This is a genomic window from Bacillus sp. YP1, assembly GCF_000877815.1.
Lineage (GTDB): Bacteria > Bacillota > Bacilli > Bacillales > Bacillaceae > Bacillus > Bacillus subtilis.
Genome location: NZ_CP010014.1, coordinates 2,732,607 through 2,755,231 on the forward strand (window position 1 = coordinate 2,732,607; position 22,625 = coordinate 2,755,231).

At 43.8% G+C, this 22,625-nt stretch carries 27 protein-coding genes and 1 riboswitch; of the genes, 11 read left to right on the forward strand and 16 right to left on the reverse strand.

Annotation, left to right across the window (positions count from 1 at the left end):
- Position 1: 1 nt before the first annotated feature.
- Both QF06_RS21895 and QF06_RS13425 read right to left on the reverse strand, forming a co-directional pair.
- Positions 2 to 139 carry a hypothetical protein gene (locus QF06_RS21895; RefSeq protein WP_003229119.1) on the reverse strand — a complete coding sequence of 46 codons (138 nt, stop codon included), beginning with the start codon at positions 137 to 139 and terminating at the stop codon, positions 2 to 4.
- Positions 140 to 294: 155 nt separating this feature from the next.
- Entirely contained in the window at positions 295 to 567 is a 273-nt protein-coding gene (locus tag QF06_RS13425; protein WP_003229117.1) for a YtzC family protein, read from the reverse strand.
- Positions 568 to 728: 161 nt separating this feature from the next.
- On the opposite strand from QF06_RS13425, the gene QF06_RS13430 reads away from it, so the two are divergent.
- Both QF06_RS13430 and QF06_RS13435 read left to right on the forward strand, forming a co-directional pair.
- Positions 729 to 1,697: a tRNA modification radical SAM protein MnmL/YtqA gene (locus QF06_RS13430; RefSeq protein ID WP_024572829.1), complete on the forward strand. Its 969-nt coding sequence runs from the start codon at positions 729 to 731 to the stop codon at positions 1,695 to 1,697.
- Positions 1,694 to 2,284: a tRNA 5-(aminomethyl)-2-thiouridylate-methyltransferase MnmM gene (locus QF06_RS13435; protein WP_041851123.1), complete on the forward strand. Its 591-nt coding sequence runs from the start codon at positions 1,694 to 1,696 to the stop codon at positions 2,282 to 2,284. The genes QF06_RS13430 and QF06_RS13435 overlap by 4 nt, the downstream gene beginning before the upstream one ends.
- Here the strand turns inward: QF06_RS13435 and tbcS are convergent.
- Positions 2,269 to 3,372 carry a tetraprenyl-beta-curcumene synthase gene (tbcS, locus tag QF06_RS13440; protein ID WP_004399076.1) on the reverse strand — a complete coding sequence of 368 codons (1,104 nt, stop codon included), beginning with the start codon at positions 3,370 to 3,372 and terminating at the stop codon, positions 2,269 to 2,271. The two genes, QF06_RS13435 and tbcS, sit on opposite strands and share 16 nt — an antisense overlap.
- Before the next feature lie 20 nt (positions 3,373 to 3,392).
- Positions 3,393 to 4,172 carry a phospholipase YtpA gene (ytpA, locus tag QF06_RS13445; protein ID WP_041851124.1) on the reverse strand — a complete coding sequence of 260 codons (780 nt, stop codon included), beginning with the start codon at positions 4,170 to 4,172 and terminating at the stop codon, positions 3,393 to 3,395.
- A gap of 48 nt (positions 4,173 to 4,220) precedes the next feature.
- Between ytpA and QF06_RS13450 the strand changes: the two genes are divergently transcribed.
- Entirely contained in the window at positions 4,221 to 4,736 is a 516-nt protein-coding gene (locus QF06_RS13450) for a gamma carbonic anhydrase (protein ID WP_032726461.1), read from the forward strand.
- A 245-nt stretch (positions 4,737 to 4,981) separates the two neighbouring features.
- On the opposite strand, the gene alaP is transcribed toward QF06_RS13450, so the two are convergent.
- The 3 genes from alaP to metK form a co-directional block, all read right to left on the reverse strand.
- Complete coding sequence (gene alaP, locus QF06_RS13455) at positions 4,982 to 6,373, reverse strand: alanine permease AlaP (protein WP_003229105.1); 1,392 nt, start codon at positions 6,371 to 6,373, stop codon at positions 4,982 to 4,984.
- 135 nt (positions 6,374 to 6,508) lie between these two features.
- Positions 6,509 to 8,407, reverse strand: a complete 1,899-nt coding sequence (asnB, locus tag QF06_RS13460; protein WP_004398625.1) for an asparagine synthase (glutamine-hydrolyzing) — start codon at positions 8,405 to 8,407, stop codon at positions 6,509 to 6,511.
- Positions 8,408 to 8,556: 149 nt separating this feature from the next.
- Complete coding sequence (gene metK / locus QF06_RS13465) at positions 8,557 to 9,759, reverse strand: methionine adenosyltransferase (protein ID WP_003229102.1); 1,203 nt, start codon at positions 9,757 to 9,759, stop codon at positions 8,557 to 8,559.
- A gap of 167 nt (positions 9,760 to 9,926) precedes the next feature.
- Positions 9,927 to 10,065: riboswitch (SAM riboswitch) on the reverse strand.
- A gap of 196 nt (positions 10,066 to 10,261) precedes the next feature.
- On the opposite strand from metK, the gene pckA reads away from it, so the two are divergent.
- Positions 10,262 to 11,845: a phosphoenolpyruvate carboxykinase (ATP) gene (pckA, locus tag QF06_RS13470; RefSeq protein WP_041851126.1), complete on the forward strand. Its 1,584-nt coding sequence runs from the start codon at positions 10,262 to 10,264 to the stop codon at positions 11,843 to 11,845.
- 38 nt (positions 11,846 to 11,883) lie between these two features.
- On the opposite strand, the gene QF06_RS13475 is transcribed toward pckA, so the two are convergent.
- Together QF06_RS13475 and QF06_RS13480 are read right to left on the reverse strand one after the other, a co-directional pair.
- On the reverse strand, positions 11,884 to 12,126 hold the full coding sequence (locus QF06_RS13475; RefSeq protein ID WP_004398611.1) for a DUF2584 domain-containing protein: 243 nt from the start codon (positions 12,124 to 12,126) through the stop codon (positions 11,884 to 11,886).
- 51 nt (positions 12,127 to 12,177) lie between these two features.
- Positions 12,178 to 12,951, reverse strand: a complete 774-nt coding sequence (locus tag QF06_RS13480) for an alpha/beta hydrolase family protein (RefSeq protein WP_029318292.1) — start codon at positions 12,949 to 12,951, stop codon at positions 12,178 to 12,180.
- Between the two features lie 151 nt (positions 12,952 to 13,102).
- Between QF06_RS13480 and QF06_RS13485 the strand changes: the two genes are divergently transcribed.
- Genes QF06_RS13485 through QF06_RS13495 form a run of 3 tightly spaced genes read left to right on the forward strand, consistent with a single transcriptional unit; the run spans position 13,103 to position 15,689 of the window.
- A complete protein-coding gene (locus QF06_RS13485) occupies positions 13,103 to 14,107 on the forward strand; it encodes an ABC transporter substrate-binding protein (RefSeq protein WP_041851127.1) in 1,005 nt (334 codons plus the stop codon).
- A 12-nt stretch (positions 14,108 to 14,119) separates the two neighbouring features.
- Positions 14,120 to 14,902, forward strand: a complete 783-nt coding sequence (locus QF06_RS13490; RefSeq protein WP_003229092.1) for an ABC transporter ATP-binding protein — start codon at positions 14,120 to 14,122, stop codon at positions 14,900 to 14,902.
- Positions 14,877 to 15,689 (forward strand): ABC transporter permease, encoded by an 813-nt coding sequence (locus QF06_RS13495; protein ID WP_003229090.1) that lies wholly within the window; start codon positions 14,877 to 14,879, stop codon positions 15,687 to 15,689. The genes QF06_RS13490 and QF06_RS13495 overlap by 26 nt, the downstream gene beginning before the upstream one ends.
- 27 nt (positions 15,690 to 15,716) lie before the next feature.
- Here QF06_RS13495 and ytkD read toward each other — a convergent pair whose 3' ends face one another.
- The 3 genes from ytkD to QF06_RS13510 all read right to left on the reverse strand — a co-directional run bounded on the left by ytkD (position 15,717) and on the right by QF06_RS13510 (position 17,410).
- Positions 15,717 to 16,193 carry an RNA deprotection pyrophosphohydrolase gene (gene ytkD, locus QF06_RS13500; RefSeq protein WP_003229087.1) on the reverse strand — a complete coding sequence of 159 codons (477 nt, stop codon included), beginning with the start codon at positions 16,191 to 16,193 and terminating at the stop codon, positions 15,717 to 15,719.
- Between the two features lie 208 nt (positions 16,194 to 16,401).
- Positions 16,402 to 16,806, reverse strand: a complete 405-nt coding sequence (locus tag QF06_RS13505) for a phage holin family protein (RefSeq protein WP_021480358.1) — start codon at positions 16,804 to 16,806, stop codon at positions 16,402 to 16,404.
- Positions 16,807 to 16,972: 166 nt separating this feature from the next.
- Positions 16,973 to 17,410, reverse strand: coding sequence for a Dps family protein (locus QF06_RS13510; protein ID WP_003229083.1), 438 nt, complete (start codon positions 17,408 to 17,410; stop codon positions 16,973 to 16,975).
- 128 nt (positions 17,411 to 17,538) lie between these two features.
- Between QF06_RS13510 and ytzI the strand changes: the two genes are divergently transcribed.
- Entirely contained in the window at positions 17,539 to 17,679 is a 141-nt protein-coding gene (gene ytzI, locus QF06_RS21425; protein ID WP_003229081.1) for a YtzI protein, read from the forward strand.
- Here the strand turns inward: ytzI and QF06_RS13520 are convergent.
- A complete protein-coding gene (locus QF06_RS13520; RefSeq protein WP_014477743.1) occupies positions 17,673 to 18,110 on the reverse strand; it encodes a FixH family protein in 438 nt (145 codons plus the stop codon). The two genes, ytzI and QF06_RS13520, sit on opposite strands and share 7 nt — an antisense overlap.
- 119 nt (positions 18,111 to 18,229) lie before the next feature.
- Positions 18,230 to 18,703, reverse strand: a complete 474-nt coding sequence (locus tag QF06_RS13525) for an S-ribosylhomocysteine lyase (RefSeq protein ID WP_003219361.1) — start codon at positions 18,701 to 18,703, stop codon at positions 18,230 to 18,232.
- A 128-nt stretch (positions 18,704 to 18,831) separates the two neighbouring features.
- Between QF06_RS13525 and yidD the strand changes: the two genes are divergently transcribed.
- The gene (yidD, locus tag QF06_RS13530; protein WP_003229076.1) at positions 18,832 to 19,059 is read left to right on the forward strand and encodes a membrane protein insertion efficiency factor YidD; all 228 of its coding nucleotides are present in this window, start codon (positions 18,832 to 18,834) and stop codon (positions 19,057 to 19,059) included.
- Here the strand turns inward: yidD and QF06_RS13535 are convergent.
- Together QF06_RS13535 and QF06_RS13540 are read right to left on the reverse strand one after the other, a co-directional pair.
- On the reverse strand, positions 19,056 to 19,619 hold the full coding sequence (locus tag QF06_RS13535; RefSeq protein ID WP_003229074.1) for a beta-class carbonic anhydrase: 564 nt from the start codon (positions 19,617 to 19,619) through the stop codon (positions 19,056 to 19,058). The two genes, yidD and QF06_RS13535, sit on opposite strands and share 4 nt — an antisense overlap.
- Positions 19,620 to 19,712: 93 nt before the next feature.
- Entirely contained in the window at positions 19,713 to 19,961 is a 249-nt protein-coding gene (locus QF06_RS13540) for a type B 50S ribosomal protein L31 (protein ID WP_003219346.1), read from the reverse strand.
- Positions 19,962 to 20,166: 205 nt separating this feature from the next.
- Between QF06_RS13540 and QF06_RS13545 the strand changes: the two genes are divergently transcribed.
- Together QF06_RS13545 and QF06_RS13550 are read left to right on the forward strand one after the other, a co-directional pair.
- Positions 20,167 to 21,498 (forward strand): cytochrome ubiquinol oxidase subunit I, encoded by a 1,332-nt coding sequence (locus QF06_RS13545; protein ID WP_032726463.1) that lies wholly within the window; start codon positions 20,167 to 20,169, stop codon positions 21,496 to 21,498.
- A 42-nt stretch (positions 21,499 to 21,540) separates the two neighbouring features.
- On the forward strand, positions 21,541 to 22,581 hold the full coding sequence (locus QF06_RS13550; protein ID WP_014477746.1) for a cytochrome d ubiquinol oxidase subunit II: 1,041 nt from the start codon (positions 21,541 to 21,543) through the stop codon (positions 22,579 to 22,581).
- Positions 22,582 to 22,625 lie beyond the last annotated feature (44 nt).

Here is a 22,625-nt window from a genome sequence, read left to right on the forward strand (position 1 = left end):
TTTATAGATAAAAATGATCAATTATACTTTTTTGCCATTCAAAACCGATCATCACGAGAACAAGAAAAAAAGAACAAGCGATCACAGATGCCGCAATCAGCATTGGCACGTTACGTTTGTTTCGTTTTTTATGTTTCATAACTGCCTCCCTTTAATGTCAATATATAAATGATTTTATATTAGTGTCTACAGTGTATTACTTCAATTAGTACACTTAATACAATAAATACTTTGACTCACAAAGTCAATCCTTTTTTTACAAAAAAACGGACCCTTTTAAAAGGGTCCGTTTTCCTACACATCAAGAGGGTGCTGCAGGATCATATTATTTTGCAAAGATTGAAGCTGAAGTCTCATTCTGTACAGCTGTTCTCTCTGCTGATCATTTGACGACAGCCATAGTTTATTCAAGGCATTTACCGCATCTTCTAGCTGCATTTGTGCATCACTATATTCTTGATCGTTATAATGCTCTTGTTTAGAAGCGATTTTCAGCTGTTCTTCAGCATAATCATAGGCCTGCATACATTGCTGGAGATGTTCATCTACTGATTGTCTTGTTGCCACAGTAACCCCTCCTCTTGGTAATGGAATTCATCCATCATTCATATTGTAGCCTCATCTGACTTTATTCAATAAAGTAATTTATGGTCGATATTCATTTGTTCTCTTGTGAAATGCGTGCTACAATTTTAGGATGCAATCGTACGCAAGGAGGCACATGAATTGTGATGCAGAACAATCCTTTTCCTTATTCAAATACGGAAAAACGCTATCATACATTGAATTATCATCTCAGAGAACATTTCGGCCATAAGGTGTTTAAAGTAGCGCTTGACGGCGGTTTTGACTGTCCGAATCGGGACGGCACCGTAGCCCACGGAGGCTGTACGTTTTGCAGCGCAGCAGGCTCCGGCGATTTTGCCGGGAACCGGGCCGATGATTTAATTACGCAATTCCATGACATCAAAAACCGCATGCACGAAAAATGGAAGGACGGCAAGTACATCGCTTATTTTCAGGCTTTCACAAACACTCACGCCCCGGTTGAGGTGCTTCGTGAGAAATTCGAATCCGTCCTCGCTTTAGATGATGTGGTCGGCATTTCGATCGCCACACGCCCGGACTGTCTGCCTGATGATGTCGTTGATTACTTGGCAGAGCTGAATGAACGCACCTATTTGTGGGTGGAGCTTGGGCTTCAAACAGTTCATGAACGGACTGCACTTCTGATCAACCGCGCACATGATTTTAACTGCTATGTGGAAGGCGTCAATAAATTAAGAAAACACGGCATACGTGTCTGCTCGCATATTATCAATGGGCTGCCTTTGGAAGACCGGGACATGATGATGGAAACGGCAAAGGCCGTCGCAGATTTGGATGTCCAGGGCATTAAAATCCATCTGCTTCACCTACTGAAAGGCACGCCGATGGTCAAGCAATATGAAAAGGGAAAGCTGGAATTTCTTTCTCAAGATGATTATGTGCAGCTCGTGTGCGATCAGCTTGAGATCATTCCGCCTGAAATGATCGTCCACCGCATTACAGGTGACGGACCGATTGAGTTGATGATCGGGCCAATGTGGAGCGTCAACAAATGGGAAGTGCTTGGCGCCATTAATAAAGAGCTAGAAAACCGAGGCAGCTATCAAGGAAAGTTCTTTCAGCGGCTTGAGGAGGAATCAGCGCTATGATTTTGAAGAAAATTCTTCCTTACAGCAAAGAACTGCTGAAAATGGCCGCGGGAGAAGGAGATATTGTCGTAGATGCGACAATGGGCAACGGACATGATACACAGTTTTTAGCGGAGCTTGTTGGTGAAAACGGTCATGTGTACGCATTCGACATCCAAGAATCAGCCGTGGCCAATACAAAGGAACGGCTCGGTGACATGTATCAAGCGCGAACAACGTTATTTCACAAAAGCCATGACAAAATCGCTGAATCCCTTCCGCCTGAAACACATGGCAAAGTGGCGGCCGCGGTATTTAACCTCGGCTATTTGCCTGGCGGGGACAAATCAATTACGACAAACGGCAGTTCTACGATCAAAGCCATTGAACAGCTTCTCAGCATCATGAAAGACGAAGGTCTAATTGTTCTCGTCGTCTATCATGGCCACCCGGAAGGCAAAGCTGAAAAAAACGACGTGCTCGAGTTTTGCCGGGACTTGGACCAGCAAACAGCGCGTGTATTAACATACGGATTTATCAATCAGCAAAATGACCCGCCATTTATTGTCGCCATCGAGAAAAAAAGCTCAGATCAGCAAATGATTTGAGCTTTTTTCTTTGAGTTTTTCATCCAGGACATTTTTTGAAATTTCCGGTAGGCTCTGCCGTTGATATAAAAGAAAAGGGAGGTTTTTCCGCTGGCTTTGATCAGCTTCTTTGCGAGCCGGCCCATTTCCTTTTGGCCCGCCACTTTATCATCTGACAAATAAACGCCAAGCAAGCCGCGATTGATTAAACGATGGAAGTTTTCATGCGGAATGCCTTGTAAATGCTCGTCGGCTTTATGGATAAAGTGTTCAAGCCGGTCCATCATCTCTTCATGAGACTGATAATACGAGCAGAAATTCAAGTCTCCTTCCAGCAAGTCCTCCTCTTGATCAATCAAATAATCAAGAAGAATATGAAGGCCCTGTATGTAAGGAAAATAACTGTCGCGGATTTTTTTAGCGGTGCTTTCTGTGAAATCAGGCTGGAACGAATACGCAACCAGACAGAAAATGCCTAACGTTGAGCCTGCACAGGCTGAAAATTCATACCATTCCATCTCAGGCAGCTCTGATTCATATTGAGTAAACCACTTTTCAAGCCGCGGAACACGCTCATGCTCAATAACGTGCTTATGCACCTGCAAATCGCAATAATAGCCGCACAGTTCAAGCAGATAAGGTTTAATCATGTCATAGTGCTCAATGGAGCCGAGAACACGCTGGCACGTTTTGACCAGTTCATGCAAATATCCGCTGTCATCCTGTTCTTCCCTGAATTGATAATAGTTTTGCAGTTCCGCCCCAACTGTCAGTGCGTCCTGCATTGAGGCATGGAGCATCCGAAAATCCTGCGGGTCCAGCGAGGTGCTGCGGTCACACAGATTGTCCAAATAATCACTAATCGTTTGATACGCGATGATAAACTCGACACATTTCTGCTTTTGGCTGCCTGACAATAAGGCCAGTATGCCGCCGCCTTCACAGTGAAACGTTTTGTCCCGAATACTTGCGGTTGCCTGTGCTTTCAATTCACTGTTATGAATCGATTCTGATTTTTGCTTCCATATGTCCAGCTCTTGATGAACGAGCGGAAAAATATCTCGATATACCTTTGCCATCAATCCAAAAGGATGTTCCGGTACTGTCAACACATGCACCCCCTACTAGTTCAAATATATTGATCAGTAAACGCTCTTGCTGCTTTAAAAACATCTTCTCTCTCGGGTTCATTGAAGATCTCATGGTAAAGCCCTTCCCACTCTCTGTATGCTTTATTATGAGAAGCAACACCATTAAACCACTTGATGACCATCGTTTTGTCAACAAGCTTGTCATCACCGGCTTGCATCACAAGAAGCGGAACTTTCAAAAATGCCTCTGTCGGCACCATTGCCGATTCAATTGTCTTTAAAAGCTCTCTGTACCATCTGACAGAAACTTTCCTGACGTATAACGAATCATTTTGGTCAGCCTCGATGACGTCCTCATTGCGCGTCGCCATATCAATTGATAATCCCGAATCAACCTTAAGTGACGGAGCGATGACATTCAGGCCTTTTGATGCAAGATCAAGCGCTTTATTCACTTTAATTTGCAGTCCGAGACACGGTGATGATAAAATAATTCCCGTAATCTTGGGATTTCTTTGCTGTTTAATCCATTCAATCGCGACCAGACCGCCCATGCTGTGACCTAGAAGAAAAACCGGCAGATCAAAAGTTCGCGCTTTATCTATCCAAGCATCTACTTCATCAATGTATTCTTGAAACGAGCGAATATGCCCTCTCGCTCTTGTCGTTGTTCCCTGTCCAGGCAAATCGCCCATGACAACGTGATAACCCGAGGACCGCCACATTTCAATCAGCCATTTATATCGTCCGTGATATTCACTTGCCCCGTGAATGATTACAATCACGGCAGCAGGTCTGTCTGCTTTCCAGGTCCACATGCTCTTCACCTCATACGAAATTTAAATAGAGAAAGAAGGATGAATCTTATGATCTACCCTTATAAGGAACACAAGCCAGATATCCACCCAACAGCCTTTATAGCTGATAATGCAACAATTACCGGTGATGTCGTGATCGGAGAACAGTCCAGCATTTGGTTTTCTGTTGTCATAAGGGGAGATGTTGCGCCGACCAGAATCGGAAACAGAGTCAATATCCAAGATTTAAGCTGCCTCCATCAAAGCCCGAACCAGACGCTGCTCATTGAAGATGACGCCACGATAGGCCATCAGGTTACACTTCATAGCGCTGTTATCCGCAAGAACGCCTTAATCGGCATGGGCTCAATCATTTTAGACGGAGCCGAAATTGGCGAAGGCGCTTTTATTGGTGCCGGCAGTCTTGTCCCGCCTGGAAAAACCATTCCGCCTGGCCATCTCGCCTTTGGCCGCCCTGCAAAAGTCATCCGCCCTTTGACGGAAGAAGACCGAAAAGATATGCAAAGAATACGGTCAGAATATGTAGAAAAGGGCCAATATTATAAATTTCTTCAACAAACATAAGACCTGCTTCGTCTTACTTTACCATTTTTCAAATTATATTTGAAAGCAATAACCATCGTTAACCCGGACGTCATCACAGTTCGAGTTTCAATTTTTCCATAAAACGTTCACATATAGCATGAAACGTATGACTTTTATCTTATCACAAAACTATAAACAGCCTCTGCAAACACACATACCTATTCTTTCCTGTTCTCTATTTTCTATGAGCACACACAAAAAGAGCCCACTGGGAGCTCTTTTTGTCAGCTGATATTTCGTTCGCTGGCAGCAGCCGCATTTTTTTTGTGAAACCCTTTTCCATAGTACACAGCCAGCAAGATGAGAAACCATATCGGCCCGATAATCACGGCTACTCTTGTATCAGGGCTGTAAGCCATAAGAATGACGACGAATGCTAGAAATGCCAATGACACATAAGACGTAAACGGAAATAAAGGCATTTTGTACTTTAATTGTTTCTTTTCTTCCGGCTTCAAACTTTTCCTGTATTTTATTTGAGAAAGCAAAATGATTGCCCACGTCCAAATCGCTCCGAACGTCGCAATACTTGTAACCCAAGTAAATACCTTCGCAGGGACAACATAGTTTAACAGCACTCCGACTAATAAAGCCCCCGCTGAAGCTAGAACAGCTTTACCCGGGATGCCGCCTTTCGTCAGCTGACCGTATGCTTGTGGCGCCTCTTTCTGTTCCGCCAAGTTAAACAGCATCCGTCCTGTGCTGAAAATACCGCTGTTGCATGAAGACAGCGCGGCAGTCAACACGACAAAGTTAATGATACCTGCCGCCGATGGAATGCCCACTTTTTGAAATGTGAGAACAAATGGACTTCCTTGAGAGCCAATTTCCTGCCACGGATAAATAGACATAATGACAAATAAAGCGCCTACATAAAAAATCAAAATCCTCCAAAATACTGTATCGATTGCTTTGGCTAACGATTTTTGCGGGTTTTTTACTTCGCCAGCCGTCACCCCGATCATTTCAATCCCTAAATAGGCGAACATGACCATTTGAAGAGACAATAGAACCCCTTTTAAACCATGAGGGAAAAATCCTCCGTTGTTCCACAAATTGCTGATTCCGGTTGCAATGCCCCCATTGCCGACTCCTGCAATAATCATCAATAAACCGACAGCAATCATGGATAAGATCGCAACAATTTTAATCAATGCGAACCAAAATTCCAACTCACCGTAAGCTTTGACAGCCAGGAAATTAACACCCGTCATAATGACCAGCGCCGATAATGCCCAAATCCAGTTTGGCACGTCAGGAAACCAGAACCCCATATAGATGCCGACAGCAGTGATTTCGGCCATACAGGTGACAACCCATAAAAACCAGTAGTTCCACCCTGTTAAATAGCCTGCAAGCGGTCCCAAATAATCACGCGCATACCTGCTGAAGGAGCCTGCGACCGGTTTTTGAATGGCCATTTCCCCAAGCGCTCTCATAATAAAAAACATGACCAGGCCGCTTGCGGCATACGCTACCAAAATACCAGGCCCTGCTAATTGAATAGCTGATGCGGAGCCGAGGAACAACCCTACTCCTATAGCAGCTCCTAAAGACATTAAAGAAATATGCCTTTCTTCGAGTCCGCGGTGCAGCTCTTGTTTTTGTTTTTGCATGCTTCTTCTCCCCTAGAAAAAAATATCATTATATCATTTTTCTGAATATTCCGTACGGATTGGGTAAATCAATGATGATGGAGAAATAAAAGGATAACAACAAGGCTTTCGACTACTCGAAAGCCTTGTTGTCTGTTACACAAAGATGACTTCTTTAGGCTGATGGCTCAGCTCTTCAGGCATATACCGTTTTTCAATATTGATGCTGTGCCAGATCATAAAGATTAGCACAGTCCAGATTTTACGGCTGTTATCAGCCTTGTCCGCACAATGGTCTTCAAGAAGCTGAAGGACATAATCCTTATGGATATAAGCATCCGTTTGGCTTTCTTGAATAATATTCCGCACCCATTCGTTCATTTCGTTTTTCAGCCAATGACGGATCGGTACAGGGAAACCGAGCTTTTTGCGGTTTAATACGTGCTCAGGCACAATTCCTTCAGCGGCTTTGCGAAGAAGATACTTCGTCGTGCCGTTCTTCGTTTTCAGCTCATCAGGAATTTTTGAAGCGACGTCGAATACGACTTTATCCAAGAACGGCACACGCAGTTCCAAAGAATTCGCCATCGTCATTTTATCCGCCTTTAACAAAATGTCGCCGCGCATCCAAGTGTGGATATCGACATACTGCATTTTGTTGATATCGCTGTACGAGCTGCTTTCTGTAAAGTAAGTCTTCGTCACATCGCGATATGAAAGGTTCGGATTATAATGCTTCAACAGCTGCTTTTTGACAGACTCTTCAAAGATTTTCGCGTTACCGATATAACGATCTTGAAGCGGAGTACAGCCGCGCTCAAGCAGGCTCTTTCCTCTCATACCTTCAGGCATAACGGCAGCGACGTGCAGAAGCATCTTTTTCAAGCCGGACGGGATCCGTTCAAACGGTTTAAGCGAAAGCGGTTCACGGTAAATGTTATATCCGCCGAAGAGCTCATCCGCTCCTTCACCTGATAAAGCAACCGTAACATGTTTTTTCGCTTCTTTTGCAACAAAGTACAACGGAATCGCTGCCGGATCAGCTAGCGGGTCATCAAAATGCCATACGATCTTCGGAAGCTCATTCATGTATTCCTCAGGCGAAATGACTTTGCTGATATTTTCGATGCCCAGCGCCGCTGCAGTTTCTTTCGCTACATCAACCTCACTGAAGCCCTGCTGTTCAAAGCCGACAGAGAATGTTTTTAAGCTTGGATGAAATTCCTTCGCAACAGACACAATAAAGGAAGAATCAATCCCGCCAGACAGAAACGAACCGACAGGAACGTCACTTCTCATATGAACGTTTACAGAATCATAGATCGCGTCTCGGACTTCTTTCACAAGCTTGTCTTCTTCAGTCTGAACCGGCTTGAAGTTCGCTTTGAAATACGTTTTGAATGTGATATCGCCGTCCGGGCGGATTGTGAATTGTGAACCCGGCTCTACTTTTTTCACATGGGCATCAAGCGTGCTTGGTTCAGGAACAAATTGGAAAGACATGTACTGCTGCAATGCCTCTTTATCTATTTCAATATCATTCTGAGCAACCATTAAACTTTTTCTCTCTGAGGCAAAATAAACCTGATCATTGATCGTTGTGTAGTACAACGGTTTAATGCCGAATGGATCTCTTGCCCCATAAAGCACATGATCGTTTTTATTCCAAATCAGAAAGGCAAACATACCGCGCAGTTTGGACGCCGCTTCTTCTTTATAGTGACGGTAAGTCGCAAGAAGAACCTCTGTGTCCGAATCCGTGTTGAATGTGTACCCCTTTGCTTCAAGCTCTTCTCTCAGTTCAATATAGTTATAGATTTCTCCGTTAAAGATAATCCAATATGTTTCATCTTCATATGATAAAGGCTGTCCGCCATTTTCTACATCAATAATGCTGAGCCGTCTGAATCCGAAGCCGACGTGCTCATCATGGAAATATCCATCACTGTCAGGACCGCGGTGAACGATCATTTGGTTCATTTGTTTGATTAGTTCTTCTTGATCAGCGGTTTGAGCTAACGGATGCTTGTTAAAAACCCCGACAAATCCACACATAGTATTGCCTCCATAATTAAAATTGTCATCATTGAACCCCTATTTATAGACGCTGTGAATAGTATTTGGTTTCACAGTTATGTAAAAAAATAAACATGAATACAACGATAAAAAAGGGAAAGCCGCTTAACCAGTAAGCGGCTATAAAATTATTCTCCTAACGCTTCTTTACGCAGCTGCTCCGCTTTGTCTGTGCGCTCCCATGGAAGGTCAACATCGTGACGTCCAAAGTGGCCGTACGCAGCAGTTTGTTTGTAGATCGGACGGCGCAAATCAAGCATTTTGATAATGCCGGCAGGTCGTAAATCAAAGTTATTGCGAACAACTTCAATCAGTTTTTCCTCAGAAGCTTTTCCTGAACCGAATGTGTTGATTGAGATTGACACAGGCTGTGCAACACCGATCGCGTAAGCAAGCTGTACTTCGCAAGAATCAGCAAGCTCAGCCGCAACGATGTTTTTCGCAACGTATCTTGCCGCATAAGCTGCAGAACGGTCTACCTTCGTCGCGTCCTTACCTGAGAACGCGCCTCCGCCGTGGCGTGCATAGCCGCCGTACGTATCAACGATGATTTTGCGTCCTGTAAGTCCCGCATCCCCTTGAGGGCCTCCGATTACGAAACGTCCTGTAGGGTTGATGAAATATTTTGTTTCTTCATCAATCAGCTCTTCAGGAACAACCGGATTGATGACATGTTCTTTAATGTTGCGCTGAATTTGCTCAAGTGTAATTTCAGGATGATGCTGAGTTGAAATAACAATCGCGTCAATGCGGACTGGTTTGTTATTTTCATCGTACTCAACCGTTACCTGTGTTTTGCCGTCAGGGCGAAGGTACGGAAGAATATCTTCTTTACGGACTTCACTTAGGCGGCGGGCTAATTTATGGGCAAGTGAAATTGGAAGAGGCATAAGCTCTTTCGTTTCGTTGCACGCATAACCGAACATTAATCCTTGGTCACCCGCACCAATCGCTTCAATTTCTTCGTCGCTCATTGTGCCTTCACGGGCTTCAAGCGCTTGGTCTACGCCCATCGCGATATCAGCAGACTGCTCATCAATTGATGTTAAAACCGCACAAGTTTCCGCATCAAATCCGTATTTTGCACGTGTGTATCCGATTTCTTTAATGGTTTGGCGAACCGTTTTCGGAATGTCAACATACGTAGAAGTTGTGATCTCTCCGCTTACAAGAACCAAACCTGTTGTCACAGATGTTTCACAAGCAACACGCGCGTTAGGGTCTTTCTTTAAAATTTCATCTAAAATGCTGTCAGAAATCTGGTCACAGATTTTATCCGGATGCCCCTCCGTAACAGATTCTGATGTAAATAAACGACGATTTTTACTCATGATTTGCTTCCTCCTGCACAAGGCCTCCCGAAAGACCTTGTATATATGATACGGAACTCGCTCCCTCTTATACAATGTACAGTTATATTAGAGAATGTTAATTGGCATATTTATGAAATAAAAAAACCTTTTCCATCGAGGAAAGGGTTTGGTCTTTGTGCCTTTCACTCTTATCGCTCAAGGAATCATACAACCTTGCAACAGGTTAGCACCTTGGTTGTCTCACTCAGTTGAACATAATAAATAACAGAGAAACCGGTTGCTGGGCTTCATAGGGCCTGTCCCTCCGCCAGCTCGGGATAAGAGTATCCGCTCAATGAAATATCTTATCGTAAAAGGGTTTGCAATGTCAATATGATTCAGAAGAAATAGGCACCTATATTGAGGGAAAACAATGGAAATGCACACACAAAAAATAATAAATAGTATAGACTATTTGAAAATATATGTTATACTAATTCACAATTAGCAAAACACAAAAAACGATAAAGGAAGGTTTCATATGAACTCAGTTGATTTGACCGCTGATTTACAAGCCTTATTAACATGTCCAAATGTGCGTCATAATTTATCAGCAGCACAGCTAACAGAAAAAGTCCTCTCCCGAAACGAAGGCATTTTAACATCCACAGGTGCTGTTCGTGCGACTACAGGCGCTTACACAGGACGCTCACCTAAAGATAAATTCATCGTGGAGGAAGAAAGCACGAAAAATAAGATCGATTGGGGCCCGGTGAATCAGCCGATTTCAGAAGAAGCGTTTGAGCGGCTGTACACGAAAGTTGTCAGCTACCTGAAACAGCGAGATGAGCTGTTTGTTTTCGAAGGATTTGCCGGAGCAGATGAAAAATACAGGCTGCCGATCACCGTCGTAAATGAGTTCGCATGGCACAACTTATTCGCCAGACAGCTGTTTATCCGCCCGGAAGGCAATGATAAGAAAACAGTTGAACAGCCGTTTACCATTCTTTCCGCTCCGCATTTCAAAGCGGATCCACAAACAGACGGCACACATTCCGAAACGTTTATTATTGTCTCCTTCGAAAAGCGGACGATTTTGATCGGCGGAACCGAATATGCCGGAGAAATGAAGAAATCCATTTTCTCCATTATGAATTTCCTGCTCCCTGAAAGGGACATTCTATCCATGCACTGCTCCGCCAATGTTGGTGAAAAAGGCGATGTCGCCCTTTTCTTCGGACTGTCTGGAACAGGCAAGACCACACTGTCAGCCGATGCTGACCGCAAGCTGATCGGCGACGATGAACACGGCTGGTCTGACACAGGCGTCTTTAATATTGAAGGCGGTTGCTACGCCAAGTGCATTCATTTAAGCGAAGAAAAGGAGCCTCAGATCTTTAACGCGATTCGCTTCGGGTCTGTTCTAGAAAATGTTGTTGTTGATGAAGATACACGTGAAGCCAATTACGATGATTCCTTCTATACTGAAAACACGCGGGCGGCTTACCCGATTCATATGATTGACAACATTGTGACTCCAAGCATGGCAGGCCACCCGTCAGCCATTGTATTTTTGACGGCTGATGCATTCGGAGTCCTGCCGCCGATCAGCAAATTGACGAAGGAGCAGGCGATGTACCATTTCTTGAGCGGTTATACGAGCAAGCTAGCCGGAACCGAACGCGGTGTGACGTCTCCTGAGACGACGTTCTCCACATGCTTCGGCTCACCGTTTTTGCCGCTTCCCGCTCACGTCTATGCTGAAATGCTCGGCAAAAAGATTGATGAGCACGGCGCAGAGGTTTTCTTGGTGAATACCGGCTGGACCGGCGGCGGCTACGGCACAGGCGAACGCATGAAGCTTTCTTACACAAGAGCGATGGTCAAAGCAGCGATTGAAGGCAAATTAGAGGATGCTGAAATGATGACTGACGATATTTTCGGCCTGCACATCCCAATTCACGTACCTGGCGTTCCTGATCATATTCTTCAGCCGGAAAACACGTGGACCAACAAGGAAGAATACAAAGAAAAAGCTGTCTACCTCGCAAATGAATTCAAAGAGAATTTTAAAAAGTTCGCACATACAGATGCCATTGCACAGGCAGGCGGCCCTCTCGTTTAAAAAGCAAAAGCCAAGAGCGATAACGCTCTTGGCTTGTTTTAATTGACAGAATGCAGAGAAGTCAGCTTGTACGTAATGATGGTCCGGCCTTCTTCCCATTGAAGCTTCTGCACTTCAGCTGTGCCTGACTTTTCGCCAAACTTTGTTTTGCGTACATCCATTGGAATCTCCATCGGATATACTCGGTATCCGTCCTTCTCTAACGTGAATATATTTTCATCTATGCGAACTTCTTTTCCTTTTGTCACAATCAGTGTATTAAATTCAACAGGCATTCCCAAAGTGAAATCCCCTTTCGTTCTCTTTTTTCTTTATCATAACATATTTCACTGTCAGCGGTTTTTCATCCATTGTGTGAGCTGCCGCACGATACGCCGGTTTTCTTTTGGCGGGAAATAATGTGTGAATGTACTATAGTACCACGTCTCCACCGGCTTATGCAGTTGTTTTAACTTCTCTTCAAATAAATAGGAATGCTGAATCGAAACATTTTGGTCTTTTTCTCCATGGATTAACAGCACGGGTGCCTGAATTTTATTTACTTGGTCAAACGGTGTCCTCCATTGATATTCCTCAGGCACCTTTTTCGGTGTTCCGCCGATGACTCTTTTCATCATTCGCCGCAAATCCTGCCGCTCCTCGTATGTAAGAATCATATCACTGACGCCTCCCCAGGAAACAAATGAAGCTGCCTGCCCGCCCATTTCGATCGCAGTGAGCATTCCCATAATTCCGCCGCGGGAAAAACCGAAGATGTGGATTCTATCCTTCTTGACATTTGGGTGCTGCTGAAGCAGGCGAAAAGCAGAAAATGCATCCTCCCTGTCTTCTCCTGCAAAATCCTCATTGCCTTCTCCTCCTTGATTTCCTCTGTAAAAAGGAGCAAACACCACAAACCCTTGGGATGCAAACTGGATAATCCGGCCCGGCCGAACCATGCCCACGCTTTTAATCCCGCCGCGCAAATATAAAAATCCGTCATATTGTCCCGGTTCCGCCGGCTCAGCCAGAAGCCCCTTAACCCGTAATCCATTTGACAGATAGCAGATCGTATACAAACGCACATGCTGGCTTGGCGACGGAAATCTTCTTTTCTCTACAATCAAAACAGCCGCCTCCTTTTTTTCTATATGCTTTCCTTACTCCAAAATTACATCCGGAGAACCTGATTAGGCATTCACACATTTTTATACCCATCATACGATATGTAAAGCAAAAAAGGATATTAACTTGATGCGAAATAAGGAGGTTGTCTATGTGAACAGATGGTTAAGGCTGGGCTTCGCCTGTGTCTGCAGTATCTTTCTGATGATCGCCCTGGCGGCTTGCAAGCAGGAAGAAACGCTCACAAAAGTCAAAGTAGCTGAAGTGACCCATTCAATTTTTTACGCACCTTTATATGTTGCTGAGTCTAAAGGGTTTTTTAAAGAAGAAGGGCTTGATGTCGATGTGAATACGACCTGGGGCGGAGACAAAACGATGACATCGCTTCTTTCCAACGGCTCCGACATCGCGCTTGTCGGGTCAGAAACATCTATTTATGTCGAAGCGCAAGGGGCTAAAGATCCCGTCATTAATTTCGCCCAGCTGACTCAGACAGACGGAACGTTTCTTGTCGCGAGAGAAGATGTTGAACACTTCGACTGGGATCAGCTGAAAGGAAAAACGTTTCTCGGTCAGCGAAAAGGCGGCATGCCGCAAATGGTCGGCGAGTATGTACTGAACAAACATAAGATTGACCCGCATAAGGATATAGACCTCATCCAGAACATAGACTTCGCCAATATTGCCAATGCGTTTGCTTCTGGAACCGGTGAGTATGTACAGCTCTTTGAACCGCAGGCTTCTCTCTTTGAGAAAAAAGGCATCGGCCATATCGTGGCTTCATTCGGAGAAGAATCAGGAGAGGTTCCTTATACGACTTTTATGGCGAAACAAAGCTATTTGAAGAAAAATGAAGACACAGCCGTCAAGTTTACAAAGGCCATTTATAAGGCGCAGCAGTGGGTTGAAAACCATTCTGCGAAGGACATCACAGATGCCATTAAAGATGAATTTGATGATACCGACCCAGACGTCATCGAAACATCCATTGAACGCTATAAAAAACAGCATTCATATTCACCAGACCCTCTGCTTAATGAAAAAGAATGGGAGCTTCTCCAAACCATTATGGATCAATCGGGAGAACTGCCGAAGCACATTCCATACAATCAGCTTGTAAATAAAGAAATTGCTGAAAAAGTCACCTCGGAGAAATAGGAGGCGCCATCTATGTCTTTCTTACATGTCGACCATGTAACCCATACTTATTTTTCTATTAAAGAAAAAACAACGGCTGTGCGGGATATTCATTTCGATGCCGAAAAAGGCGATTTCATCTCATTTCTCGGCCCAAGCGGCTGCGGAAAAACAACATTGCTTTCCATTATTGCCGGTTTGATTGAGCCATCAGAAGGCAGAGTTCTGATTGAAGGCCGTGAGCCGAATCAAAAAGAACATAATATTGGCTATATGCTTCAGCAGGATTACTTATTTCCCTGGAAATCTATCGAGGAAAATGTGCTTCTCGGTTTAAAAATCGCCGACACGCTGACAGAAGAAAGCAAAGCCGCTGCACTCGGTCTATTGCCGGAGTTCGGCCTCATAGATGTGGAGAAAAAATATCCGAAAGAGCTGTCAGGCGGGATGCGCCAGCGGGCTGCGCTTGCAAGAACACTTGCGCCTAACCCTAGTCTGCTTTTGCTGGATGAGCCATTTTCCGCGCTTGATTTTCAGACAAAGCTGTCTTTGGAAAACCTGGTATTCCGCACATTAAAGGAATATCAAAAAACAGCAGTGCTTGTCACTCATGATATAGGGGAAGCGATAGCGATGAGCGATACGATCTTTTTATTTTCAAATCAGCCGGGCACCATCCATCAGATTTTTACCATTCCTAAGGAATTGGCCGCGATGTTGCCTTTTGACGCCCGTCAGGAACCTTCCTTCCAGACACTGTTTCAAACGATATGGAAGGAGCTGAATTCTCTTGAGAAACAGCAAAGAAACCATTGATCTGCTTCACGAGCAGTATCAATTCAAACAGAAAAAGGAAAAGTGGAAGGTCCATTCCTTTCAGCTTGCCATATTTATTCTCTTTTTCTCGGGCTGGGAAATCTCCAGCAGGCAGGGCTGGATCGATCCGCTGATCTTCAGCTCTCCATCAGCTGTGTGGCGATTATTGCTGGAGAAACTTGGTGACGGTTCTTTACTGTCACACATCGGCGTCACTTTATTTGAAACGGTGCTTGGCTTTTTGCTTGGGACGTTTATGGGCACGTGTCTCGCCGCTTTGTTATGGTGGTCTAACCGACTTGCCAGAATTTTAGATCCGTATCTTGTGATTTTGAATGCAATGCCGAAAGTGGCCCTAGGCCCGATCCTGATTGTCGCGCTCGGTCCCAGTTTTATCAGCATCATTGCGATGGGAGCCATCATCAGCGTCATTATCACAACCATCGTTGTCTACACCGCCTTCCAAGAGGTCGACGAAAACTATACGAAAGTCATGAAAACATTCGGCGCAAAAAAGTGGGTTATTTTTAAAGAAGTCATACTGCCTGCATCCTCCCCCGCGATTATTTCAACACTAAAAGTGAACGTCGGTTTATCATGGGTTGGCGTCATTGTAGGGGAATTCCTCGTTTCGAAGGTCGGATTAGGATATATGATTATTTACGGATTCCAAGTCTTCAATTTTACACTCGTATTCTTAAGCCTGCTGATCATCGCCATCTTCGCCACTCTGATGTATCAGGGCGTCGAGCTGCTGGAAAAGAAATGGACGAAGGGGAGGACATAAAAAACCCGGCATATGTGCCGGGTTTTTTTATTCAATCCATCCAGATTCTTTCAGTTTTTTCAAGCTGATCGGAAGTACGGAATCCTTCATAATAAAGCTGAATTTTTTATTGCGGGAAAGGTTCTCCGGAAGCTCGTGAAACAAAACCGGGCCTTTCGTTTCAAAGTAATCAGCCTGCTTTTCAAGCTTTTCTATATCTGCAAAATATATATTTTTTACAATCACTTTTTCTTTTCCGAGAACTTTATACTGTCCGAGATACTTGAGGCTTTTGACTCTCGCGCCCGTCTCTTCCTTTACTTCCCGGAGCGCAGCCTCTTCTGCGCACTCCATCGGCTCTACTTTCCCGCCTGGAAACTCATAGCCTCTGTCCTCATGTTCTGTTAAAAGCCATTTGCCGCCAAAACGGCAAATCACCCAGACATGCTTCGGGCTGTCCGAGAAAGGCTGATCGTCAAAGGAAAGCTGAACAGTATTCTGATAATAATCTTTAAACTCGTACATGTTTATCCCTCAAATCCGTTCCTAGCTATCTTCCATACATCATACCACAGTTACGTTTCTTCGGAAGCCTTTTATCAAAAAATAAGGGAAACCCAGCACGCCGTCAGGTTCTGAATGCAGACTAGCTCGTACAGTTTTTTGCGATAGCTTTTGCCGAAAAGTGCGGCCGACGCTCTGGGCTTTATTATGACCCTCGAACAGAGAAAAGTTACGGTTTGCGCTTAAATTTATTTTTTAACGTTTCTAAAAGATCGACAAGCATCTGAGGAACCGGTATGCCAAGAGAGCTGGCTGTCACAACAATTTGCACAGATTCATAAAGAATATAAAACATAATAGCCAAGTCACGAATTGATCCCTGTGTATTCAGCAGCTGATCAAAAAAGTGGCATACAGAGATCAGAGCCAGCGTGACTAATTTTTTGACAAGCCGGGCAAATATCTTTTTAAATGACAGTTTGTGAATAATGGTTTCCTTCAAAGTCGTACTGATAAATTCAATTGCCATAAGAGAGAGCAAAATCAGAAATGAATACTGAAAACCTCCAAAGAAAAAACCCGCTGCTGAAACGCTGACTGCTAAAAACGAAAAGATGCCAAAGTCTCTATCCATTTATCCCAACATCCTTTCACAGAAACGGCCTTACGATATTCTATGGTAAACAAGCCGAACGGATTGGATTTTTCAGAAAAATGGACTGGTTGTCGCCTATTTTTAAGATACAAAAAGAAAAGCCGGACGTCTTTTTTTAAGACATCCGGCCGTTCTATTTTTGAATTTAACCTAGGTAAGCTTTTAGCATCCAGTTATGTTTTTCAATATTTTGATGGATCGCAAGAAGCATGTCCCCTGTTGTTTCGTCACCGACTTCATCAGCTAAATCCATGCCGTTTTTCAGTTCTTCCGCGATGACTGTGAAATCATCATATACGCTTTGAACCATTTGTTCAGCTGTTTCATTTCCAGCAGCTTCTTTGACAGAAGCCGTTTCTAAGGATTCCTTCATTGTTGCAATCGGTTTTCCGTTCAGCGCCAAAAGACGTTCTGCTAAGTCATCAATATAAGTTGCCGTTTCATTGTACAGCTCCTCAAACTTTTCATGAAGAGTGAAGAAATCTTTTCCTTTCACATACCAGTGATAATTATGTAGTTTCACATACATGACTGTCCAGTTGGCTACTTGTTTGTTCACTGCTTGAATCAATTGTTCTGACATGGTATCTCCTCCTTGTTATATGACTATGTATACCCTTAATATCGTACGCTAAAACCTCTTTTTTACCCTTATCTGTCACGATTTCTTCTATTATGCTACAATTGTTAAAAAACGGGAGGTGGAATGTCATGACGCTTCTCATTACGATAAGTATTTTGATTGTGCTGGCTGTTTTGCTTGTAACCATTTGGACGACTGTAAAAGCCTATAATGTAAAGCATACCATTGATCCACCACAAGAAAATCACTCTGATTCACACAATCAATGATGATGTGAATGCTCCTCTTCTGACTGATTGCTGGCAGCATCGGCGTCTCCGACTTGGACTTTTAAGGTCGGCATGCTATGCTGTTTTTTTGCTGTGACATGGGATTGGACAGTGTATACACCATCTTCCTTAAACGTCGTTTCCAATCGGTATACGCCTTTTTCTTGTTTCGCCTTAAACATTTGGCTTGCGTCTTTTTCCCCTTCTTTCCATACTTCAAACTCTACTTCATCGGCATCCGTCACAGCTTCATCACCATATGATACGGCTGCTTCATAAGCAGCGCTTTCTCCGGGATTTACTTTTTCAGGCCCGGTCAGCTTGACATCCAAAACCTCCGGCGTCTCAGCTGTATTTGCTTTGCTTTCACCAGATCCGCATCCATTAAGCAATAAAGCAGAAAAAAGCAGAACAACCAACATCTTTTTCATGCCATCACCCTTTCATCGTTTACCTAAATAGTAGCAAACGCTTACAGCAAATGGTACATAAAATATGAGACGTCACAAAAAAGACCTTTTTGCTTATGCGCAAAAAGGTCCTTTCTATTTTAGCCAAATACTTTTAGCAATTCTTCTTTATCCTGTGAAAGCCAGAAACGCATTAAACGTTTAGCGCCTTCCAGATCATGAAGCTTCGCTTGGCCGCACTGCTTTTCATTCGCAGCTGGTATTTCTGTAATCTCTACCGCTTCCTTCATTGTGTCTTCAAGCAGATCAACGATTTCCGCTGATGTCGGCTCTCCGCTCACAACTAGATAATAGCCTGTCTGGCAGCCCATTGGAGAAATATCAATGATATCAAAATGATCGTATTTCTCAGCATGAGAACGAATCGTAAACGCGAGCAAATGCTCGAGTGTGTGAATGGTGTCAGGCTTCATCGCCTGTTTATTTGGCTGGCAAAAACGAATGTCAAATTTATTTACAACGCCGTCTGTTCCTACTTTATGCACGCCGCAATGTCTTACATATGGAGCAACAACCGCATTATGATCAAGCTCAAAACTTTCTACTGAAGGCATAATGGCACTCTCCCCTTTTTTAAAAATGTAATTTCATTATAACATACTTTTCCGATAAGAATTATTGATTAACTTTTCAATCTGTGTTTTTTTTCTTATACTTGCATCAGAAAGGTTGCTGAAGAAACATGAAAACCCTATTCATCGCTCTGATCAGAGGATATCAAAAATTCATCTCGCCCCTGACACCGCCAACGTGCCGCTTTTATCCGACCTGTTCCCAATATGGAATCGAAGCGATTAAAACACATGGCGCTTTAAAAGGCGGATGGCTGACAATCAAACGGATTTTGAAATGCCACCCGTTCCATCCGGGAGGAGTCGATCCCGTTCCTGAAAAGAAACAAAAACATTAATTGTTATAACCGTTTACGATAAGATCCAGTTTTCCGGTTTTAGGATCAATGACTAAGCCATGGACCGGAACGTTTTCAGGGAACAGCGGGTGATGTTTAATAACATCTACGCTGTCTTTCACACTCGCTTCCACTGAATCAAAGCTTTTAAACCATTGATCAAAGTCTACACCGGAGTACTTTATTGTTTCGATGCGTTCTTCCGGAATCCCTCTTGCTTTGATTTTTTCAAGCATGCTTTTGCTGCTGATTTTGCTCATGCCGCAATCGTGATGCCCGATCACACACACCTCATCTGCATTCAGCTCGTACACTGCGACGAGTATACTTCTCATGATGCTTCCGAATGGGTGTGTCACAAGCGCACCGGCACTTTTAATGATTTTCACATCACCGTTTCGCAAATTCATCGCATGCGGCAGCAGTTCAACCAGACGAGTATCCATGCAAGAAAGAATCGCCATTTTTTTATCTGGAAATTTTGATGTTTGATACTTTTCATACTCTCTTTGTTCAGTAAATGTCTTGTTAAATTCGAGAATATCATTTAGAAGACTCATGTTCGTTGTCCCTTTCTATTCTTTTTACTCTTCAATATATCACAACCCTTGTTTATTCGTCATAATAAAAAAAGACAAACCCTCTGGTCTGCCTTATTTCCCCATGTTATAGCGTTTTTTGAACTGCTCAACTCGTCCGCCTTTTTCATTGAATTTCTGGCGGCCAGTATAAAACGGATGCGTGTCAGAGCTTACTTCTACTTTAATGACAGGATATGTGTTTCCGTCTTCCCACTCTGCTGTTTCATTAGATGTTTTCGTAGAGGTGCTGAGAAAACGGTAGCCGCTGTTGACATCCTGAAATATCACTTTGTGGTTCTTCGGATGAATTCCTTCTTTCATGTGAATCTCCTTTCAATAAATCGTAATAATTACGTTTTATTTTATAACCTTACAAACGTTTTGTCAATCTTCTTATATCCTTCCCTCTGTTTTCACATCGTAAACCTCATGGCATTTAAGAATAGGAAGAATAATCTAACCGAGGAAGCAAATAATAAACCTAAAATACATACAGAACGTCTTTTTAGAAAGGTGGTTTACGATTGTGGATGATTTAGTTTTGGCCAGAAGCCTCTTTGGCACGACAATGGGCTTTCATATCATTTTCGCAACGCTTGGAGTCGGTCTCCCGCTCATGATTTTAGTGGCGGAATTGATCTATCAAAAAACGAAAGATGACCATTATGCGATCATGGCGAAAAGATGGACGAAAGCACAAGCCGTTTTGCTGGGGGTCGCCATACCGACCGGAACGATCGCGGGCACTCAGCTCGCGCTTTTATGGCCGGGATTTATGGAAGTCATCGGCCGGGTGATGTCCCTGCCATTTCAAATTGAAATCTATGCTTTTTTTGTTGAAGCCCTATTCATGTCGATTTATGTATACGCTGCAGACCGTTTGTCACCTGCAATGAGGATTGTTGCTGTTTTCTTTGTGTTAGTCGGGGCAGCAGCATCAGCTGTTCTGATTACGAATGTTCACGCTTTTGAAGGTACACCCGCCGGTTTTAAAATTTTAAACGGAAAAATTACAGATGTTGACCCGTGGGCTGCGTTTTTTAATCCTAGCTTTTTTATCACTGCCGGCCATGTCGTGCTGTCCGCGTTTATGACCGGTGCGTTTATCGTGGCTTCTGTTGCGGCGTATAAAATGATCCGGACGAGGAAAAAGGAAAAGGTCTATCGCTTTCACCGGAAAGCCCTTTTGCTCGCACTGACGATCGGCGGTATTTTTTCATTGCTGACCGCTTTGAACGGACACGAATCTGCACAGATGCTGTACGAATACCAGCCCGAAAAATTAGCCGGTGCGGAAGGCCTGTTTGAAACAAGATCCCACGCCCCGCTCGCTATCGGCGGTTTTACCGACCCGAATGAAGAAAAAGTAAAATGGGCAATCGAGATTCCATGGGCTTTAAGCTTTTTGGCAGCGAACCGTTTTGACACTGTTGTAAAGGGATTAAATGCATTTCCGAGAGATGAATGGCCGCCGCTTTTCATTCACACGCTGTTTAATGCGATGGTCGGTGTAGGCATGCTGCTTATTCTTTATTCCATTATCGGAGTGATCTGGAGAAAGGTGCTCAAGAAAGACCGTTTCCCAACGTGGCTTTTGGTCATTTTCATGACAGCAGGCCCTTTTAGTCTCATCGGCATTGAATTCGGCTGGATTTTCGCATGTACGGGGAGGCAGCCTTGGGTCATCTATCATCTGCTGAAAACGTCAGATGTCGTAACAACGACTGGCTCGATCGGGGTGCTGTTCTTATTTTTCACATTTGTTTATGCCGTGTTAGGCGCAGCTGTTGTCTACGTGCTGCTGTATTATTTCCGCAAGCACCCGGTTGACGAAGATTTAAATACAGCGGAGTCGTAATGGCTTCGCAAACAGGAAACCAAATGGAAGGAAGATCGACAAATGGAGATTTCAACTGACGCTCTGATCGCCATCTCAATTATCTGGGGCTTTGTGTTTATTTACGCCGTCATGGCGACAATGGATTTTGGAGCGGGATTTTGGTCTATGATCTATTTAAATAAGGAGCATATGAAGGCCACCGATATTGCGAATCGCTTTTTGTCCCCGACTTGGGAGGTCACAAACGTCTTTATTGTGGCCATCGTCGTGGCGCTTTTCAGTTTTTTCCCCGGCGCGACATTTGTGCTCGGAACCGTTTTATTAATTCCCGGAAGCATGATTTTGCTGCTTTTAGCGATTCGAAGCGGATTTCTCGTTTTTTCAAATACAGCAAAGGAGCGGAAAACGCTAAGATATATTTCCGGCATCTCCGGCTTTATCATTCCTGCTATTTTAATTTTGGTGCTTCCTGTGACACACGGAGGGTTTATAGAAAAAACGGATGGAATCTATAACTTAAATATGTCTAAAATCTTTTCAAGCCCCAACGCCTATTCATTTATCGGGTTTGCGATTTTAAGCACCTTATTTTTGTCCTCGCTGCTGCTTGCAGATGTTTCAAATGTGGCAGAGGAACAGGATGCGTACCGAGCCTACAGAAAAAGCGCCCTGATTACCGGCCCGATTTCACTGTTGTTTGCTGTATGCATCATGGTAACAATGCGGAATGAAGCAAACTGGCTGTACAGCGGAATGCTGAATGATTTTACTTGGATTATTGCATCGTTCATTACATTTGTCATTGCTGGAATCGCCCTTTTTCTGCCTAATAAGAGCTTTGGGCAAAACATCGGAAAACCGCGGCTTGCACTTGTCGCGATTGGGATACAGTATTTTCTCGCAAGCTACGCGTACGGGCGGGCGCATCTTCCGTATATGATTTATCCTGATGTGACAGTCATGTCAGGCTTCACAGAGCCAGCAACGTTCAGGGCGCTGTTTGCGACTTATATCGTTGCATTTATCATTCTATTTCCGGGCTTTTATTTCTTCTGGAAAATGTTTATGCGAGATAAACGCTATATCCGCCAGGAGGAATAGAGGGCAAGCCAGCCGGCTATACTAATCCAGAACCTTTATAAGGA

Bases quoted from the DNA above. Each gene is read 5' to 3' on its own strand.
- QF06_RS13525 (WP_003219361.1), bottom strand. From the start codon at position 18,703: ATGCCTTCAGTAGAAAGTTTTGAGCTTGATCATAATGCGGTTGTTGCT.
- ytpA (WP_041851124.1), bottom strand. From the start codon at position 4,172: ATGTGGACCTGGAAAGCAGACAGACCTGCTGCCGTGATTGTAATCATT.
- QF06_RS21895 (WP_003229119.1), bottom strand. From the start codon at position 139: ATGAAACATAAAAAACGAAACAAACGTAACGTGCCAATGCTGATTGCG.
- QF06_RS13535 (WP_003229074.1), bottom strand. From the start codon at position 19,619: ATGAGTCTTCTAAATGATATTCTCGAATTTAACAAGACATTTACTGAA.
- QF06_RS13520 (WP_014477743.1), bottom strand. From the start codon at position 18,110: ATGAAAAAGATGTTGGTTGTTCTGCTTTTTTCTGCTTTATTGCTTAAT.
- QF06_RS13490 (WP_003229092.1), top strand. From the start codon at position 14,120: ATGTCTTTCTTACATGTCGACCATGTAACCCATACTTATTTTTCTATT.
- ytkD (WP_003229087.1), bottom strand. From the start codon at position 16,193: ATGTACGAGTTTAAAGATTATTATCAGAATACTGTTCAGCTTTCCTTT.
- asnB (WP_004398625.1), bottom strand. From the start codon at position 8,407: ATGTGTGGATTTGTCGGGGTTTTTAACAAGCATCCGTTAGCTCAAACC.
- QF06_RS13435 (WP_041851123.1), top strand. From the start codon at position 1,694: ATGATTTTGAAGAAAATTCTTCCTTACAGCAAAGAACTGCTGAAAATG.
- metK (WP_003229102.1), bottom strand. From the start codon at position 9,759: ATGAGTAAAAATCGTCGTTTATTTACATCAGAATCTGTTACGGAGGGG.
- pckA (WP_041851126.1), top strand. From the start codon at position 10,262: ATGAACTCAGTTGATTTGACCGCTGATTTACAAGCCTTATTAACATGT.
- alaP (WP_003229105.1), bottom strand. From the start codon at position 6,373: ATGCAAAAACAAAAACAAGAGCTGCACCGCGGACTCGAAGAAAGGCAT.
- QF06_RS13510 (WP_003229083.1), bottom strand. From the start codon at position 17,410: ATGTCAGAACAATTGATTCAAGCAGTGAACAAACAAGTAGCCAACTGG.
- yidD (WP_003229076.1), top strand. From the start codon at position 18,832: ATGAAAACCCTATTCATCGCTCTGATCAGAGGATATCAAAAATTCATC.
- QF06_RS13540 (WP_003219346.1), bottom strand. From the start codon at position 19,961: ATGAAAGAAGGAATTCATCCGAAGAACCACAAAGTGATATTTCAGGAT.
- ytzI (WP_003229081.1), top strand. From the start codon at position 17,539: ATGACGCTTCTCATTACGATAAGTATTTTGATTGTGCTGGCTGTTTTG.
- QF06_RS13550 (WP_014477746.1), top strand. From the start codon at position 21,541: ATGGAGATTTCAACTGACGCTCTGATCGCCATCTCAATTATCTGGGGC.
- QF06_RS13505 (WP_021480358.1), bottom strand. From the start codon at position 16,806: ATGGATAGAGACTTTGGCATCTTTTCGTTTTTAGCAGTCAGCGTTTCA.
- QF06_RS13450 (WP_032726461.1), top strand. From the start codon at position 4,221: ATGATCTACCCTTATAAGGAACACAAGCCAGATATCCACCCAACAGCC.